The following is a 16,892-nucleotide window of genomic DNA, read 5'->3' on the forward strand; positions in this document are numbered from 1 at the left end:
AGGCGGCCCGGTCTCGCCGCTTTCGTCGGTGCCGCCTTGTGTGCTGCTTGCGCTTGTCTGGCTGGGGTTCACCATGTGGCGGCCTCCTCGTGCGCGTCGTAGAGCCCGAATCCGGCGGCCGGGGAGGGGCTGACGCCGTCGGGCAGGTCGTCGATGGTGTCTTCGTCGTCTTCGTCGCCTTGCTGCGCCGGGCTGTCAGTGGGTGCTTCGGTGTCGTGGTTTCCGTCGTGGACTGCGGGGAGTGGGATGTGAGCGGTGCGGGCCAGGAGGGCCTGCTCTGTTCTGGTGGCGTGGCCGCTGTGGACGCGGCGCATGAGCTGGTCGAGTGCGTCGGCGAGGCCGGCTTCGTACTGCTCGGTGTCACCGTGGTTGCCGTCAACGGCCTGGGTGCGGATGTGCTGCCAGGTGCGTTCGTCGAAGGGCCGGTGGACGTGGTCGCGGTGGATCCACGGGATCTCGGTGAGTTCGCCGTCGGGCAGGCGCACCCAGATCTGGCGGACGTCGTGGGGGTTGTAGTGGATCTCCCATTTCCCGCCGCGGCCGGCGACGGGGGAGGCCTGGCCGCGGTGCGGGGCGAGGAGATCCGCGTCGTAGGTGCGGTGGTGGATGGTGATGCCGGCGGGGGTGATGGCCTGCCAGCGCACGGGCAGCAGTTCGAGGTAGTCGCGCCCGGTCAACGGGACAGGGACATAGCCGGCGACGGCGACGAGCGCGGCCCACATCTCATTCGGAGTAAGGGCCTTCCTGGGCATCATCGGGTGGCGCAGCCCTTCGTGGGGCCGGTGGTGGTAATGCACCAGCCACTCATCGAGGAGGTCCTGGAGCTGGGCGACGCTGTAGCGGGCGTCGTTCCCGATGTCGGGGCCGCGGCGGGTGACGTCGGAGCCGGTGTAGCCAGGCAGGTGCTGGCAGAACAGGGCGTTGATGGAGCCGAAGGTCCGCTCGACGATGCCCTTCGCGGTGGGGGCGCGGGGCGGAGCGGGCTGGACGCTGATGCCGAGGGTCTCGCAGGCGGCGGTGAACGCGGCGGAGACGAAGACTTTGCCCCGGTCGACGACGATCGTCTCGGGCAGCACGACCGGCCGGGCAGCCGCCCCGGCCAGGCGCTCGTCCAGCGTGGCCAGCCGCTGGTGGGGGAGCGCGCGGGCGTGGTCCATGCGCAGGATGTCCGGCCAGGTCGGCCTGGCCGGGTGCGGGACGGCCATCTCCGCCAGCAGCAGGGCCGCGTCCACGGCCTTGGTCGCGCTCGGGCACAGCACGGCGGCCAGGATGGCGCGGGTGGCGACGTCGACGGCGATGGTCAGCTCGGGCCGGGCCAGGCGCCCGTCGTCGAAGAGGGCCAGGACGTCCAGGCGGGTGGTGTCGATCTGGACCTGCTCGCCCGGCCGCAGCGCGACGGCGGGAGTGAAAGCCCGCCCCTCGACGCTGGCGGGCACCCGCCGCACCGGACCACTGGGCAGTTCACCGGGGCGGGCGAGAGAGGTGACGAGACGGTACAGCGTGGCCTGGGACGGCACGGGCACCGTACCGGGGCCGTGCCGGTCGGCAAGGATCTGGTTGATCAGCGGGAACAGGCCGTTGACGGTGCCCTTGGAACGCCCGCGCCGGCGGCGCAGCGCCTCACGGACGGCTGCGACGACCCGTTCGTCGGAGCGCCCGGTGGGGCTGGAGGCGCGGGTGGTGCGGTGGTCGAGGAGCCCCCACAGGCCCTGTTTGCGGTAGGCCAGGCGCATGCGTTGCACCGTGGTGCGCGATACACGCCCGAAGCCGAGTGCGGTCAGCTCTTCGGCTTTGGCCTGCTCCCGCTCGGCCAGCGTGTGCGCTGCGGGGTCGTACTGCTCCCGCACCACTCCACCGCTGCCGGGCCCGTCGGCAAGGCCGTATTCGACTTCCCGCACGTGCCGCTGCCAGGCCATGGCCTTGTTCCGCGCCGCGGCGGGCGCGGTCTCGAACAGCCCCCACTGCGGGGCCGCCTGCGGCACGTCGGCTCCGATGACGCTGAAGCCGGGATCGGCGAACAGGTACCCGGCGAGCACCGCCTCGCCACCGCCGTCCGGGCCGATGAGGTGAACGGTCTGCCCGGACAGAGCGACCACCTGCCACTTCACGCCGCGGAAGCGGACATGCGCCCCGACCTTCACCGCCGGCCGCGCATTGCGCCGCGCGCTCACTTGGCACTTCCCGTCTCGCCCAGACCGTCCCAGCCCCTGGGCTGACGAGAACGCACTCGTGCAGCGGCGCCTCCAGGTCCGTCGTGAGCTGTCCGTGCCACAGGGCATGGAAGACGGCGGGGAGGACCTCGATCGGGTCGCCGGCCGCTTCGGCACCTTCGATCAGTGGCCGCGGCCGCGTGAACGCCTCCACAACCGTGCGCGTCAGACCGGGGCGGCCGGCGTTGCGGGGATGGCGGTAGCCGGCCAGCCATTTCAAGTTGGCGGCCAGGACGTCGTCGAGCGGCGCAAGGCGCCGGTAGGCCCAGCCGAGTTCCTCACATGCTGCGCTTACCGCTTCGGCAGCCTTCACCGCGCGTTCGCCGCCGGCTTCCTGGTGGCTGGGGCAGTCGGCCAGCAGACCCGTGCCGTCGCGGTACCGGGCGAACAGCTGCGGCACCCAGGAACGCACCCGCCCCCGAGGGTCCCGCCACAGCAGCTACACCGGTCGCCCTGCCAGTCCTGTCACCCGCGGATCACGGTCCAGGACCATCAGTTGGGTACGCATCGCGTTCGACCCCGCAGCCACGTGCCGTCCGGTGGTCGCCGACCACCACAGGCCCGGCCCCCAGCGCCGTCCCGGGATCACCGGGAACGCCGACACCGGCGGCAACTCCTCGAACGCCACGGTCATGGCGGCATCCGTCCACCGTTGGTGGACCCGTTGACCGACCGGGTCGAGGAACACGGCCTCGAAATCGCTCCGACGCTCTACGGCCGCTCGCCCTGCCCGGCCTCCAGGCCGGGTCGCCCCTGTGCTGCTCACCTGCGTCAGCCAAGTCGCTCCCGTCGGCAGCTGTCCCTGTTTTCAGGATTTCTGCCACAAACGAGTGCCCTGTCAGTTAACAGTCGACGCACGTCCCCATGCTCAGCCTCCGTCCTCCCGCTTACCTGCGGTCATCATCCTCCTGAGCGTCTCGGCAGGCATGTCCACCCACCGGGCCATGTCCTCCAAGGGCACTCCGCCGTTCACCGCCGCCACCGCGGTCCGCTTCCAGGCCGCCTCGATCAGCCCGGCACTGTGACCGAGGCCGCGCAGTAGCAGCCGGGTGACCTCGGCGGTCGGCCCGGTCTGCGATCCGCGCAGCTGGATCAGCTGCTCCTCAGCGCTCTCGATCGTCCGGGTGATCAGCATCCGCTGCTCGGCGGGCACCGTAGCCCGCCACATCGTCCCCGAGCCGGGTGCCTTCTTCTCCTTGCCCAGGACCCGCAGCCGGCCGGCCATGGTGGCGGCCTGGTGTTCCTGCCGCAGCCACCACGGGTCGTTGTCGTATCCGGGCGGCCCTCCGACGCCGCGACGCCGGCGGATGACACCGCCCATCCACGCGATCAGCGGACCACCGTGATCCGTCGCCGCCAACGGCCCCAGCCACGGCCGCCCCACCCGCTCACCGAGCCGGCGGCAGAACAACCCGTCGGCCGGCAGCGCCCGCGGCCGCCCGGCACCACTGTCCGCCCACACCAGCTCGGCCATGCCCGGATCCAGCAGCACCTCGGCGACCGCCACCACCTCCGGGAAGACGACCGCGTCCCGCCCCACGATCCGCCACCACTCCAGATCACCCCCAGCATCCCCGCCCGCGACCAGATGCAGACGCCGCGGCCAGACCGTCTCCCGCTCCCAGCCATAGGCCCCCTCCCACCACCGGGCGACCACCGCCCGCGCCAGCGCGAACACCCGCGCCGGCTCGGCCCCGGCCCGCACCGCCCGCCGCCCCACCGACGCCCACCGCCGCTGCGCCGCCACCACCTCCGGAAGACGCCGCACGTCCAGGTACTCACGGGGCTGGTCGGCGTCCGCGTCCAGGAGCCACCGCCCATGCCGCACACACACCCGATCCCACCGCGGGACGTACCGCACCGCACGCACGACCGTCCCTGTGCGCTGCGCCGTGCACAGCCCGCAGCCGAACGCCACCGGCCCAACAACCACGCCGCCGATCCGCCACACAGCCGACGGCACTCCGTCCTTTTCAGCCGGCAGCTTGGCGTCCTGCTGTCCCCAGGACGGCAACGCCCGTGCCGCCACGTCCTCTCCGGTGCCGCACAGGCTCGTCAGAAGTCGCCGTCCGGCAGTGTTCAGCACTACCTCGGCGTCAGCCCGGCAGGCGCCGCCCTCGTGCTTGGGCTGCTGGTTAGGCCACTGCCAGTACGACCGCAGCCCCTTCGCCTCCAACCCGTAGCGGCTGGCGGTGCGGCAGATCAGCGACGAGGTCGTCTCCCCCTGCAGGGGCGCGATCCGCAGGAGGCCGGGGTAAGGGGTCACTCCACCACGGTCTCGTGCTCACCGCCTTGGCGGGCGTTTTCGCAGAAGACGCTCAGCAGACCGCGACCACCTCACCCCAGCCGACCGCATTCGTCGCGATCAAGCCCAGGCGGCCGCCCCGGTGCCGACTCGTCCCACAGCGTCAGACGCCCGCCCAGCCCGCGCGCCCCTCAGGGACCCGGATGCGACACGCGCATCCCTCCTGTCTGCATCAGACTTCCAGCCCAGCGCAGCCGTGTGACCTGGGGAAACAGTGCTTCGCATGCGCCGGGAGGAGGAGTTGGGAAATGTTTCTTCCGTTCGGCATCCGGATCGGGCCCTCCTGCTGCGTGTAGGGGATGAGGGCCTCGTGCCTTCATCAACGAGTTCGTCACTACTGGAAGGCCTGGTCGATGACTTGGTCGTACTGGGTAGGAGCGGGCGGGGTGTCACTTCCAGTACTGGTCCTGCTGTTCTTCGCGATGCGCCGCGCCAAGGGTGTCGTGGAGATGCTTGTGAAGGCGCATATCGAGACCCGGGCGGAGCGCGAGCAGCGCGCCACCATGGTCGCGATGGCGCAGTCCCTGCCCGACGGCGGCGCCGCGGCCCGCTTCGAGCAGGGACGGCCGGCATGGCTGTTCCGCAAGGACTCGGCTGAGCCGGAAAGCCACCGGGCCATCGCCACGCGGGAGGCTGCGTGAGTGAGGCCGTCCCGGGAGCGGACTTCGAGTCCTTCGTCCTCGAGACCATCGAGGCGTTCTCCCGACTGGCCCGGGCCCAGGCAGGCGACTTGCACAGCGCCCTTGAAGGGCGATGTCTCCGGCGCGGTGACGGTGGCTGGGACCCAGGGGTGAAGAGGGTGTACCGCCGGCTCGGCATCGGCGGTGTGCTGACGAATCTTGCGTTCTGGCGGCAAGCAGGTGAAGTAGAGGGGACGGGGCAGCGTAGGGCTGGTCGGGCACAAAGCGGGGGGGCTAGGTTGTCAGCGAGACTGGCGGCGTTTGGGGGATAGGTGGACGAGCGGGAGTTCAACGAAGCCGTATCCGAGCGGGTCCGTGAGGCGCGAAGGCGTGCCGGGGTGACGCAGGAGTACGTGGCGCGACGAGCGGGGCTGACGCGCGGTTCGATCACGAACATCGAGTCCGGAACCCAGACCCCGCCTCTTTACCGGCTTGCCCTGATCGCCGCGGCGGTCGGTGCGGAACCTGCCGACCTGCTTCCGTCGCTCCACTTGGACGAAGCGTCTGGCCTTGCCGCGCGTCACGCCGCCGATGTCGCCGCGGTGTGGGCGCAGGCCTCGAAGAGCAGGAGTGCCGGTGGCGAAGGCTGACCTGGCGGCTCGCGGGCTGCTGCGGGAATTCCGGATCGACGCCCCGCCGGTCGACCCCTTCGCTCTGGCCGAGCATCTCGGCGTCCTGGTCGTCCCGCAGCGCATGGACGACGACGTCTCCGGCATGCTCCTGCGCAAAGACGGCGCCTGTGTCATCGGCGTCAACGAGGCGCACTCCTTTGAGCGGCGGCGTTTCACAGTGGCACACGAACTGGGACACCTGCGCCTTCACGAGGGACGTCCGCTGATTCTGGACACCGATGCCCGCGTGAACTACCGCGACACGGTTTCGAGCATGGCCACGGACCGTGAGGAGATCGACGCCAACCGGTTCGCCGCGGCGCTGCTTGCCCCGGAGGACATGGTCCGCCGGGCGGCGCAGCACATCAGCTTCCGTACGACGGATGACCTCGTGCGGGTCCTGGCGAAGCGTTTCCAGCTGAGTGAGATGGCCATGACCTACCGTCTGATGAACCTCGGCATCGTCTCCGGCCCCGCTCACTGACACCGCCGGGCCGGGTAGCCGGCCCGGCCCCGCCCCCACCGCCCACCGCCGGCACCGCTCTGCTGCGGACCCTTGGGAGCCACGCCCTTTCCCGCTCCCGCCCCGGCTTCCCCAGCAGCGGCCAAGGAGGAACTGGACCTGCCTCTCTCAGAACCACGCTGAAAGTATGTCAGCCTGACTGACCTTCAAAAAGTGTCTTGCGTCAGTGTCGCTGTGTGTGGTGCACTGGTTACCGCAGAGAGTGAACAATCTCTGCGTGTAAAGGGTGGTTCCTGCTCGGCGTGAGGCCGACGGGACAAGTACACCCCCGGGCGGTACCGCGTACGCGTGCCAGGCCATGCTGGCTGGCAGCGTCGACCGGACCGCACTGGCCCCTTCGATGGTCAGCCGTCACCTGCGGCCCCATCCGCTGATGCCGCGCATCGGCCGACCCTCTGCCCTGTGCCATGGCCGGCCCCCTCCGCGAGGTCACACCAGGCCCTCGCGCATGCACTCACCCTGCCCGCACCCGTGTGCTCTGTCTCGTGGGCAAGCCCCGCGTGCCTTCCCGGTCGCGTCCACATCCCATGCCGTCACAGCTCCCTTCGGCATGCCCCCACACCCCTCCCACCCCCGGGCCTCCAGCAGGCTCGCCGCAGAAAGGAACCCCGTCATGCATTGCCGTAAGAACTTCGAGGCTTTCCTCAAGAACACCGTGAACCTCAGCCAGGCCAAGCTCGCCCTCCTCGACTTCCGCGTCGAGGCCATCTACAAGGCCCTCCAGGCCGATGCCGAACTCGGCCCGCTCGTCCGCGGCAAGAAACCCCAGGGCTCCTGGGCGCAGCGCACCATCATCAACCCCGTCGGCGACAGCGAGTTCGACGCCGACTTCATGCTCCACCTCACCGAGAACACCGAATGGGCTAACAGCCCCAAGACCTACATCGACAAGGTCTACGCAGCGCTCCACCGCCACAGCACCTACGGCACCATGCCCCACACCCGCAAGTGCCGTTGCGTGCAGCTCAGCTACGCCAACTCCATGCACGTCGACATCGTCCCCTACCTCCAGCTGGCCGACGGCCGCGAGGTGATCGTCAACCGTGACGCCAACACCTGGGAGCAGACCGACCCGGCCGGCTTCACCGCCTGGATGCAGACCAAGGACGGCATCGCCAACAGCAACCTGCGCAAGGTCATCCGCCTGATGAAGTATCTGCGCAACCACCGCGGCTCCTTCACCGGCACCCGCTCCATCATCCTCACCACCCTGCTCGGCGAGCGCGTCGAGGAGATCAAGAAGCTCATGGATCCCGGCTGCTACAGCGACGTGCCCACCACCTTGCTCACCATCGTCGAGGACCTCGATCGCTGGCTGCAGGAGCGCCCCTACAAGCCCTCCATTGCTGATCCCTCCGGATCGGGCGTCACCTTCGACCACCGCTGGGACCAGACGACCTACAGCTACTTCCGGGCCCGCATCCATACCCACGCCCGCGAGATCCGCGAAGCCTACGACGAGCCGGACTACGACCGCAGCGTGCGGCTGTGGCGCAAGCTGTTCGGCGACGCCTTCCCCGACCAGCCACGTGCCACCGCCTCCCTCACCCCCACGGCGGCCAAGTTCGCCACCCCCCTGCTGGTCACCACGACCTCCCGCACCGGTCGCGCAGGATGAGCAAGCACAAGCCGCCCGCGGCCCGCCCCACCAGCTCCCAGCGCCGCCTTCTGAAGGAGCTCACCGCGCTGGCAACCGCGCACGAGCCGGACCTACGCCTCACCGGCCGCCCCCGAACCGACGCCGACGGCCTGGTCACCATCCCCCTCAGCGTCCGCACCGACACCATGCCGCACGCTCCAGGAGGACTGCAGCTCAAGCAGAGTGAGGACTTCCTTCTCATTCTGCCCGCCACACCGATGGCGCCGCCCCAGGTGCGCACTACTCACCTACGGTTCGCCGGCACCCCGCATGTCCTGCAGGGTGATCGGCTGTGCCTCTACCTCGACCCGACCCGCGAATGGGACCCCGCCGCCGGAATCACCCCCGTCATTAACCGCCTGTGGCAGTGGCTCACCGATGCCGCAGCCGGCACCTTCGATCCCGCCACCGCGCTCTACCATCCCGTCGGCGGCGTCCTGCACCACACCCCGGGCACTCCCACCGTCGTCGTACGAGAACCCGTCTCCCACCGGCCCGCCACCGCCTGGCTCACCCCGCGCACCACCGACCGGCTCGACCTAACCAACGTCCCCACAGAGTCCCATAGCCACCGCACTCCGATTCTTCCCGTCGACACGCTGCCCTTGGGCGCGGGCAGCACCCTGGCCGAACTCCTCACGCTCGCCCACCCCGACATGGCCCCCGACCCGACAGCCGCCGACACCGCACCCCCAGCGCTGCTGACCGCACTCGCCGCCAGCGCCCTGCGCAACCCGGAAGGCACCGCCCAGCACTTTGTCCTGGCCGTCCGGCATCCAGCCACCCCCGCCGCACCCCCCTTCCTCCTCGCCGGCCGCCTGTCACCCCAGGCCACCGACACGCTGCGCCGCCTCGCCCGCCGCGCGACCCCCAGCCGCCTGGGCACCATGCCCGACGACCTGGCCCACGCCCCCCTCGCCTGGTGCTACCTCTCCGACGAGCGCCCCGAAGTCACCACCCGTCGTGACACGCTCCGCCCCATCCGCGCCCTCCAGGACGCCCACATCCACATCTGGGGCTGCGGCGGCATCGGCTCCTGGGCAGCCGAGATGGCATCCCGATCCGGCGCTGCCCATCTCACCCTCAGCGACCCTGGCCGTGTCACCGGCGGCCTGCTGGTGCGGCAGAACTACACCGAAGAGCACATCGGCATGACCAAGGCGACCGCCCTGGCTTCCCGCCTGCGCTCCATCCGCGACGACATCCGCATCGACATTGCCACCCCGCCCCCTAACCCCGCCCTACTAGCCGCCGCAGACGAAGCTGACCTCATCATCGACGCCACCGTCAGCATCACTGTCGGACGCTTCCTCGACCTCCTCGCCCAGCGACCCCACCGCAAAGCCGTCCTGGCCCAGCTCGCCACAGACAGCCTCACTGCCAGCCTTGGCATCCTCACCCTCGCCGCCCCCGGCACCCCCACCCCCCTCTCTGCCATCGACCACACCGCTGGCGGGCACGTCCTCGACGACCCGGATCTGGAGGCGTACCACGCACTCTGGGACGAACCCGTCCCTGGCGACGAACTCCGCCCCACCCGAGGCTGCTCCACTCCCACCTTCCACGGCTCCGCCGCCGACCTGATGGCAACCACTGCCACCCTGGTCAACCTGGTGGCCACCCAGATGCGCCACCCCATATCCGGGACCCACCTGTGCGCTCAGCCCCACACCGGGACAGTCCCAGCGCACCGCTTCATCCCGTACTCCTGCTGATAACGAGCACTGGCCGCGCCGCTGCACCGTCGGTCCCGCCTTCCCTGGCAGGGCCGACGGACCCTTGAGGCTGCCGGGTGTCGGTACCCCTGGGCCACACCCGAGTGCAGCTCCCGCAGACCCGTGTCGCGGCCGCCTGCCTCCAAGCGTTGAGGAGAGGGCGCCCTACAGGGGGCCGGCGACCGGCCGTACCCAGGTCAGCCGGGAACCCGCCCCACCTCCAAGGTGGGCATGTAGCTGCCCGCCAAACGCTCGTAAATCACCAGCTGCGGATGCACCTGCGGATGGTGCACACGGCCCAGGGCGACAGCCGCGGAGAGGGGAACGGCAGGCAGGACATGCAGGCGGCGCAGCGACTTTGCCTCCCTTTCCAGCCGCGCGAGAAACAACCGCAGCGTTTCCTCCAGCTGCCGCAGGGACGCCCGGCACTGCAGTATGTCCGGGCCGGTTTGAGCGCCCGCTGGGGTGACCTCGTAGCGGCGCAGTGCCGAAAGCCCCTGCGGAATCTCGCAAGGCGCGATGACCCCTGACACGTTCACCACCACGACAGCCTCGCTCTCATCCCGCCCGGCCTGAACCTGGTGAGCTGTGAAATCGGTGACTGGGCCACTCTCGGCTGGCCACGCCCAGGACTGCTCGTATCGGTGGCGCTGGTAGATGTCCGTGGGCACGGTGTCGTCCAAGAGCGACCCGAGGTAGACCAACAACGGTAGCCGCGCGAACCCGAACACGCTCACATGCTGCACCGATTCCCGTTCTATCCCCGGCCGCAGCCGATGACGGACCGCGTCCTCGATGACCGTGGTCGCCTGCCGGTAATAGTGACGGCTTGCCTCAGCTGCAGCCTCCGCGTCCCAGGCAGCGGCTGCCTGCTCACCAGGAGTGTGCCGCAGATCGATCTCCACACCGTGTCGGTTGTAGGACTCCAAGTACAACGGAAACCGGCGGCCTGCCGTCACCGCGTCCGCAGCGGTCTCCCGCGACAGCTCCACCGCGTTGCCGTGCACCGACCCCACCATCCGCACCACCGTGGTGGCCTTCTCCGGCCCCAGCGCGGTCAGGTACCTGACGCGGTCTTCGTGTTCCTGCTTCGCACGGCGCAGCCACTCAACCGTGAACGCATCCAGCGCCGCCTTCGCATCGATCTCCATATGCTGCTGGGCACACAGCAACATGAGATTGTCCGCCTCGTCCCGCAGCGCCTTGTCCAATGGGTCTCCACCGCGCGGCGAGCGCGGATCAGTACTCTGCCCAACGATGTGCGCGACCTCCCCCAGAAGCAGTGTCCGTCCCGACATCGCCCCCTCCAGCAGATACGCGTTGCACAGCATGCACCTGCCTCCACTGCGCACCCATACGACCAGAACCGTATTGCGTGAAGGAATGCTGCGCTTCCCGCCGCCCCCGCTCATCACCACCGCTTCCGTCCCTCCCCGATAGAGCAGACGCTAGACGACATCCCCATGCGCAACACGGACATTTGACAGAGAGCAGCGCACCTCCCTTCCGGGCGACGCCGTGCGAGCTGAGCGGTGTGGTCGAACCTGCCGGGTTCGCCGCCGCAGCCGACTGCGACGTGATCTTTTCCTGCGTCGACAGGCCCTGCCCCCGCGCCGTCCTCAACCTCCTCGCCTACGCCCATCTCATCCCCGTCGTCGACGGCGGCATCGCCGTCGACGCCCGCGGCGGACCCCTGCGCGGCGCCGAATGGCGCGCCCACATCGCCGCCCCCGGCCGCGCCTGTATGGAATGCCTGGGCCAATAGGACCCCGCCCACGTCCAAGACGGACACGAAGAGGGGCCCCGGGTAGATACCCGGGGCCCCTCTTCCCCTGCCGTTAGCGGCGGATGCTGCCCCTGATACTGATGCCACCGCCGGCGAAGGCAATGCCGATGGCGGCGGCCGGTCCGGTCGCTTCGGGGTGGCCGGTCAGGGCGAGGACGACGACGGCGACCAGTGCGGCGATGCCGACGATCACCATGCCTGTCGCTACACGCTGAGACGAGGGCGTGGACGTGGGCTCAGGTTCGGGCGCGGGGGTGCTGGGGGTGCCAGTCACAGCGGTTCTCCTTGTGGGAGCAGGGGGGTGGGCGGCGGACACCTGCGTGGTGTCGTCCGCGTGGAGGTGGTCACCGCGCGGTCGGCTGTGTCTTCCCGGCTCCCTGCGTGAGAGCGTCCCTGAGGGGCCGTGGCCCCGCCTGGGTGGCGTACCAACAAGATAGCTGTGATCGGGGCATGCGATCCCCCGGGTGTCTGCTGGGTGTTCATGGAAGGTTCCTTCTCGGCGAGTTCGTGCGTGACGGCGCGGACTGTGACAGGACGCATGCGCTTACGTCGCGTGCTCACGGAGCCGGCCTGTTCGTGGCCCCGAAGCCGGACGAGAAGCGGGCAGGGGGAAGGCCCGGACCTTTTGGGCCCGGGCCTTCGGCCCTGCTACTGAGTTATGGGGCGGTGGCGCGGATCTGTGACGCCGATGTCCGAGGCGGGCCGGGCATCACGCCCACTCCACGCCGAGCTTCTGTAGCGCGTCGAGTTGTTCGGCGGTGAGTTTGTCCCGCCTCGCGCGGGTGTTGGATACCCACACGCCTAGCTTGATGATCACTGGTTCTGCGTCGCCATCGACTGCGATCTCTTCGGCGTGGCCGCGTGGTACGGGCCGGTCGGCGCCTTCGCGCTCGATCCACTGGGTGAGGGCTGTGAGTCCGCGCTGGAAGGCTTGCTGCGCCTTGCTCGGACCCCTTGCTCCGGGACGGGCCGCCGGGGCCGGAGACGGCGCCTGGGCAGGTTCCACGCCCACCCCGGTCAGCCGCCGCTGCTGCTCTTCGGAGAGCTGTTTCCAGGTGCCCGGCTGGGTTTGCCGCTGGAGCCATCGTCCGATGTCATCGCCGTCCATCAGTACCCCGGGTGAGATGTCGGGCAGGCTGCCGTCGGCGTCGACGAGGTCGGCCAGGACGCGGTGGTGCCGTTGCCAGTCGAGTGGCCAGGGGCAGTTCCAGTCCGGGTCGATCTCCGTCAGCTGCGCCGCGCGCTCCGTGGCCCGCTCTGCATCCTTCCCGAGGCCGTCTTTGCGGCGGAGGTTGGCGAGGAGTTGCCCGACAGCTAGCTGCTCCCCGTCTGCCGCGCCTTCGCCCCAGAGGGCGTCCTGTCGGGGTGCGAGGTGCCCGTGCGCACGGTGGTAGGAGCGGAGTGCGGCGAGTTTGGTTTCCCATGCTTCGTCGCCGGGTTCCCACACCATCCCGGCCTCTGGCATGTCGAGGAGGCTTTTGCGGTGAGGGTCGAGTTCACCTGCCCGCAGCGCTTTTCGCTGTTGATGGGCCCATCGCCCCAGCGGAAATGCCTTCGTCGTCCCGACTGCGGTCTCGGTGTCGTAGGGGACGGCGTGCAGCCCGGTGATGCCGTTCTCGGCCCGCCACCGCAGGAGGGCTTGGTAGCCCTCGAGCCAGACGAGGGACTGGGGGCGGATGACGCGGCAGCGTGTGAGGGCGGCGATGTCGGCGGCGTCGCGGGGAGAGGCGAAGTTGACCACGACCGCAGTGACCCGGTCGACGTCCTGCTGCGCCTCGCTGACCTCCTCGCCGTCCTCACGACGGTCTGCCCCTCCTGCGCCGCTGTCAGACCGGACGTGGATGCGCTGGCGTTCGGTGCCGCGGGTCAGGGCTCGGGAGGCGAGCTGGTCGACCATGCGCTCGGAGTGGGAGCGCATGGCTTGGAGGATGTCGACGAGGGGCTGGTAGCTGGCGGAGGCGACCATGTCCTTAGGGTCTTCCCCGGGCTGCAGGAAGACGGGGATGATGATCCGCGCCGTCTTCACACTGCCGTCGGGGTTGGGCCGCAGTGCCCGCCCGATGTTCTGGACGATGTCGACCTGGGAACTGCGTGACCCGACGATGCACACGGCCTCGACCCCGCGCAGCCCGGTGATGTCGACCCCGACCCCGAGAGCGCGTACGGAGGACAGGAACGCCCGGTGCACTCGCCGGCTCTCGGCGTCGATGCCGTTGGCGAACCGGTGGATCACTTCACGCCGGTGGGCGATGGGATGGTCTCCGCACAGCCAGTCCGCCCACACCCGCCCCGCAGGCACGTGACGCCCGTCCTCCAGCTCGTACAGCTCGGCGTCGATCGACGACGCGGGCAGCTCCTCCGCCCCGGCCAGCGCCGCCACGGAGACCTCAGCCGTATACAGCTCGGCGGCGGTCGCCGGCATCTGCCCGGCGAACGCCGCGGCTTCCTCGACCCGCTGGTGGAACACCATGGTGGTGTGCAGATTCCGCTGCGCCGCGTGCTCGAGCAGTGCGGCCTGGAGCAGGGCCGTGCGCCGGCCGCGCAGAGCGTCCTCGGACAGACCGAGGATCGGGTCGGGGTCACGGATCTCGAGCACGTCGATCTCGAACCCGGCGAGGATCGAGCGTTCCACCGCCTCCGCCAGCCCAAGATCGAAAATCCGGGTGCCGTACGTGCGGGAGTCGTCCTCCATCGACGCGATCACCACCTCCCGCCCGTCCCGCCCCCGCTGCGACCGGGGCGCGGCCAGGATCCGCGGGGTCGCGGTCAGGTAGAGCCGGAAGCCGACAGGGATCCGGCTGTTGTCGTGGATCGCCGCCCACGGCCGCCCCATATCCCCGGCCGTCATGTGCCCCTCATCCAGGACGGCCAGGTCGAACGGAGCCATCCGCTGCCCGTACAACCGCTCCCCGCCCGCCAGAGCGGCCTCCAACGGCCCGCGCACCATTCGCCGACCCGACGGGGCCACGGGATCTTCGCGATCCACGAGAGAGGCGTACGTGGCGAACACGACCACCGGACCGGTTCCAGCCCACAGGGCGAGCTGGATCGGGTTGGTCGTGGTGCGCACTCCGAGCTGCTCCAGGACCTCGTCCTTGTCCACCGAGCAGACCGCAACCATCAGCGCCCGGTGTCCGACCCGCCGCCAGGACTGGGCACTCTGCACGATCAGATCCAGGGTGGGCACCATGACGAGGATCCGGCCCTCGGGGAAGCACTCCAGGGCACTCGCAGCGACTGTGATCGTCTTCCCGGACCCTGTCGCGGACACCCCCATAGCCCGCGCCCCTCCAGCGGGCACAGAGGATCTTGCAGGGAATCCCACCCATTTCCGGAAGGCAGATTTCTGGTCCATCTGATGTTCTCGGAGCTTGATCAAAATTATTCTCCCGGCTGGGGAAGGATCTGCTCGACGGAGACGATCCGGTATCCGCCGTTCTGGTTCGTTCCGCTTTGGCGGCTGAACGAGCGCTGGGCGTGCGCGACGGCGGCGGCTTCTGAGCCGGCGAAGTAGTGCCGGACCATGGGCTGCTCTCCTGCGAGGGCGGCAGCCGGGCGTGCTGTAATCCGGTAGACGCGGTGCCCGAGCCTTTCGACGGGGTCCTGGCCGTCGGTCTGCCCGGCATCGGCACAGTCGTTCTCAAGGCGCTGCAGGCGCTCTTCTTGGTAGCGGACTGCGCGCGGGTCTTCCGACGGCTCGTACACAGACATCCGCTGCTCAGCCATCACACGAGCGATTCGCCGCCATTGATTGTGCTGGAAGGAGGCGATCCAAGCCTCGCTCAGGGCGTGTGGTTCATCCGGCCCAGCGCTCGCGAGAGTCTCGCGTGTCGCAGCGAGACGTACGAGCTCCATGACCTGGTCCAGGTCCAGACCCGTCGCTTTGCCCAGCACATCGAGGCGAGCCAGCTCATAGGGAAGATATTCATAGACAAGCACCGTGAAACCTCACTCGCAGCACTCTGAGGGTGTTGCTCAGTTTCTCCAACATTACATGCTGCATCACCTTGAAAGGCACATCCCCCGAAGCAGCGCACGACCAGCGATGGCAGGACCCGGCATACTGGCCAGTCATGGACAGACGCAGCACACGACGATTGACACTGACGGTCGACGGGGAAACGTTCGAGGTCACAGAGCGACCCGACGAGTTGGGTACATACGACTTCACCTGGCTGTCAGGCCCCAACCCCGGATACGGCTTCACCTCGGCCGTGCAGCCGGCCAGAGCCTTGAGCGAGCCGGAACTACAGTCGTCAGCCCGGGACTTCTTGCAGCAGGTGGACCCAACCACCGGACACATCGAATAACCACCCCCGGCACCCACCTCTGCAGCCAGCCAGACCCGCGTCAACACGCCGAACCAACAGCCGCATACCCCAACAAAAGAGTCCACCAAGGACAGGGAAGCGCAGCGACCTCCGCCACCCGTGGGCTGGAGCACAGCGAAGCCCCGCCCCCGCCCCGCCGCGCGGCTCCCCGGTGCGCAGCCCCCACCAAGCGCCCCTCCCGTTGCCTAAAGCCGCCTTGCCTCATGCTCGTTTCCGTCGTTCACTCCGGGGCACCCGGCGGTCATGGACACCTCAGCGCACACCGAAGAAGCGGTCGAGACTCAGGGCGATGAGCACCATGTCATCCTCAGCGCCGATACCAACGGTGACGGCAAGCCGGATGTGTGGATGACCGACACCACAGGTGACGGCAAAGCCGACCTGTACCAGTTCGACACCACCGGCGACGGACAGGTCGATGTCACCATCGTCGAACGCGCCGAACAGCCCGGCATCGATCGCCTGGTCGTCGAAGGCGACGCTGGCCACCCCCAACAAGCCTGAATTCACCCACCCCGGCCTCTCACACACCCCTGTGCACGCCAGAGCACCGAGGGACACGTGAGAAGCGTTCTCCGGAAAGGAACCCACCCATGCTCGCTATAGCCGCCGCCGTCCTGTTCTTCATCTCCTTCCTGATCAACGCAGCCGACATCGACACCAACGATGTCTTCTCCTCCACGAACATCATGCTCCTCGGCCTCACCGTCCTGGCCCTGCACCTCGCCGGCATCGGAGCCGCCCGCACCAGCCACACGACCACCAGCAGACGCCGACCCTGGTCCCGCTCCTGACCCCCCCGTAACCAGCCAGGCCCGCGACAGCGGGCCCCAAGGGCCTGAAGGCGCAGCCGGAAGGACCGCCAGGCGGGGGAGCGGAGCGGACCCGCCTCGCCAGACTGGAGCGAAGCGGAAGCCTGGCAGCGGGACGAAGTCCCGCAGCTCCGGAAGCGCAGCGGACGGAGCATCAACCCAACTGCGCAGCAGTCGGGTTGAGCGGGACGCGCAGCGTCCCGCCAGCGCTCCCGCGGAGCGGGAGCGCAACACCCGCGCGCAGCGCGGGTGTTCGCTCGCACATCGCGCAGCGATGTGG

Annotated in this window: 15 protein-coding genes and 1 pseudogene; 8 read left to right on the forward strand and 8 right to left on the reverse strand. The window is 69.3% G+C overall.

Going from position 1 to position 16,892, the window contains the following annotated elements; genetic code table 11:
- Positions 1-68: 68 nt before the first annotated feature.
- The 4 genes and pseudogenes from OG392_RS37175 to OG392_RS37185 all read right to left on the reverse strand — a co-directional run bounded on the left by OG392_RS37175 (position 69) and on the right by OG392_RS37185 (position 4,476).
- Positions 69-2,171: a Mu transposase C-terminal domain-containing protein gene (locus OG392_RS37175; protein WP_443055040.1), complete on the reverse strand. Its 2,103-nt coding sequence runs from the start codon at positions 2,169-2,171 to the stop codon at positions 69-71.
- A gap of 103 nt (positions 2,172-2,274) precedes the next feature.
- Positions 2,275-2,622 (reverse strand): annotated as a pseudogene (locus tag OG392_RS37660) (TnsA-like heteromeric transposase endonuclease subunit); the annotation flags it as partial.
- Between the two features lie 27 nt (positions 2,623-2,649).
- Complete coding sequence (locus OG392_RS37665; protein ID WP_443055041.1) at positions 2,650-2,844, reverse strand: hypothetical protein; 195 nt, start codon at positions 2,842-2,844, stop codon at positions 2,650-2,652.
- Positions 2,845-3,078: 234 nt separating this feature from the next.
- Positions 3,079-4,476, reverse strand: coding sequence for a DNA-binding protein (locus OG392_RS37185; protein ID WP_329286955.1), 1,398 nt, complete (start codon positions 4,474-4,476; stop codon positions 3,079-3,081).
- Positions 4,477-4,901: 425 nt separating this feature from the next.
- Between OG392_RS37185 and OG392_RS37190 the strand changes: the two genes are divergently transcribed.
- The 5 genes from OG392_RS37190 to OG392_RS37210 all read left to right on the forward strand — a co-directional run bounded on the left by OG392_RS37190 (position 4,902) and on the right by OG392_RS37210 (position 9,683).
- A complete protein-coding gene (locus OG392_RS37190) occupies positions 4,902-5,156 on the forward strand; it encodes a hypothetical protein (RefSeq protein ID WP_329286957.1) in 255 nt (84 codons plus the stop codon).
- A gap of 311 nt (positions 5,157-5,467) precedes the next feature.
- A complete protein-coding gene (locus OG392_RS37195; RefSeq protein WP_329286959.1) occupies positions 5,468-5,785 on the forward strand; it encodes a helix-turn-helix domain-containing protein in 318 nt (105 codons plus the stop codon).
- A complete protein-coding gene (locus tag OG392_RS37200) occupies positions 5,772-6,290 on the forward strand; it encodes an ImmA/IrrE family metallo-endopeptidase (protein WP_329286960.1) in 519 nt (172 codons plus the stop codon). The genes OG392_RS37195 and OG392_RS37200 overlap by 14 nt, the downstream gene beginning before the upstream one ends.
- A gap of 652 nt (positions 6,291-6,942) precedes the next feature.
- Positions 6,943-7,947 (forward strand): SMODS domain-containing nucleotidyltransferase, encoded by a 1,005-nt coding sequence (locus tag OG392_RS37205; protein WP_329286962.1) that lies wholly within the window; start codon positions 6,943-6,945, stop codon positions 7,945-7,947.
- The gene (locus OG392_RS37210) at positions 7,944-9,683 is read left to right on the forward strand and encodes a ThiF family adenylyltransferase (RefSeq protein ID WP_329286964.1); all 1,740 of its coding nucleotides are present in this window, start codon (positions 7,944-7,946) and stop codon (positions 9,681-9,683) included. Before OG392_RS37205 ends, OG392_RS37210 begins: the two co-directional genes overlap by 4 nt.
- Before the next feature lie 197 nt (positions 9,684-9,880).
- Here OG392_RS37210 and OG392_RS37215 read toward each other — a convergent pair whose 3' ends face one another.
- On the reverse strand, positions 9,881-11,014 hold the full coding sequence (locus OG392_RS37215; RefSeq protein ID WP_329286966.1) for an SAVED domain-containing protein: 1,134 nt from the start codon (positions 11,012-11,014) through the stop codon (positions 9,881-9,883).
- A gap of 149 nt (positions 11,015-11,163) precedes the next feature.
- Here OG392_RS37215 and OG392_RS37220 point away from each other — a divergent pair, with 149 nt between their 5' ends.
- Positions 11,164-11,448 carry a hypothetical protein gene (locus OG392_RS37220; protein ID WP_329286968.1) on the forward strand — a complete coding sequence of 95 codons (285 nt, stop codon included), beginning with the start codon at positions 11,164-11,166 and terminating at the stop codon, positions 11,446-11,448.
- Between the two features lie 73 nt (positions 11,449-11,521).
- Here the strand turns inward: OG392_RS37220 and OG392_RS37225 are convergent, their stop codons facing one another.
- From OG392_RS37225 to OG392_RS37235, 3 genes are all read right to left on the reverse strand, one after another.
- The gene (locus OG392_RS37225; RefSeq protein WP_329286969.1) at positions 11,522-11,743 is read right to left on the reverse strand and encodes a hypothetical protein; all 222 of its coding nucleotides are present in this window, start codon (positions 11,741-11,743) and stop codon (positions 11,522-11,524) included.
- 435 nt (positions 11,744-12,178) lie between these two features.
- On the reverse strand, positions 12,179-14,824 hold the full coding sequence (locus OG392_RS37230) for a DEAD/DEAH box helicase (protein ID WP_329286972.1): 2,646 nt from the start codon (positions 14,822-14,824) through the stop codon (positions 12,179-12,181).
- Between the two features lie 26 nt (positions 14,825-14,850).
- A complete protein-coding gene (locus OG392_RS37235; protein WP_329286974.1) occupies positions 14,851-15,408 on the reverse strand; it encodes a hypothetical protein in 558 nt (185 codons plus the stop codon).
- A 635-nt stretch (positions 15,409-16,043) separates the two neighbouring features.
- Between OG392_RS37235 and OG392_RS37240 the strand changes: the two genes are divergently transcribed.
- Positions 16,044-16,304, forward strand: a complete 261-nt coding sequence (locus tag OG392_RS37240; RefSeq protein ID WP_329286976.1) for a hypothetical protein — start codon at positions 16,044-16,046, stop codon at positions 16,302-16,304.
- 89 nt (positions 16,305-16,393) lie between these two features.
- Positions 16,394-16,594, forward strand: coding sequence for a hypothetical protein (locus tag OG392_RS37245; RefSeq protein WP_329286978.1), 201 nt, complete (start codon positions 16,394-16,396; stop codon positions 16,592-16,594).
- Positions 16,595-16,892 lie beyond the last annotated feature (298 nt).

The sequence above is a fragment of the Streptomyces sp. NBC_00691 genome (genome assembly GCF_036226665.1).
In the GTDB taxonomy this organism is placed as follows: Bacteria; Actinomycetota; Actinomycetes; order Streptomycetales; family Streptomycetaceae; genus Streptomyces.

Coding starts and splice junctions, on each gene's coding strand:
- OG392_RS37665 (WP_443055041.1), bottom strand. CDS start 2,844: ATGACCGTGGCGTTCGAGGAGTTGCCGCCGGTGTCGGCGTTCCCGGTG.
- OG392_RS37205 (WP_329286962.1), top strand. CDS start 6,943: ATGCATTGCCGTAAGAACTTCGAGGCTTTCCTCAAGAACACCGTGAAC.
- OG392_RS37210 (WP_329286964.1), top strand. CDS start 7,944: ATGAGCAAGCACAAGCCGCCCGCGGCCCGCCCCACCAGCTCCCAGCGC.
- OG392_RS37215 (WP_329286966.1), bottom strand. CDS start 11,014: ATGCTGTGCAACGCGTATCTGCTGGAGGGGGCGATGTCGGGACGGACA.
- OG392_RS37230 (WP_329286972.1), bottom strand. CDS start 14,824: ATGGACCAGAAATCTGCCTTCCGGAAATGGGTGGGATTCCCTGCAAGA.
- OG392_RS37240 (WP_329286976.1), top strand. CDS start 16,044: ATGGACACCTCAGCGCACACCGAAGAAGCGGTCGAGACTCAGGGCGAT.
- OG392_RS37245 (WP_329286978.1), top strand. CDS start 16,394: ATGCTCGCTATAGCCGCCGCCGTCCTGTTCTTCATCTCCTTCCTGATC.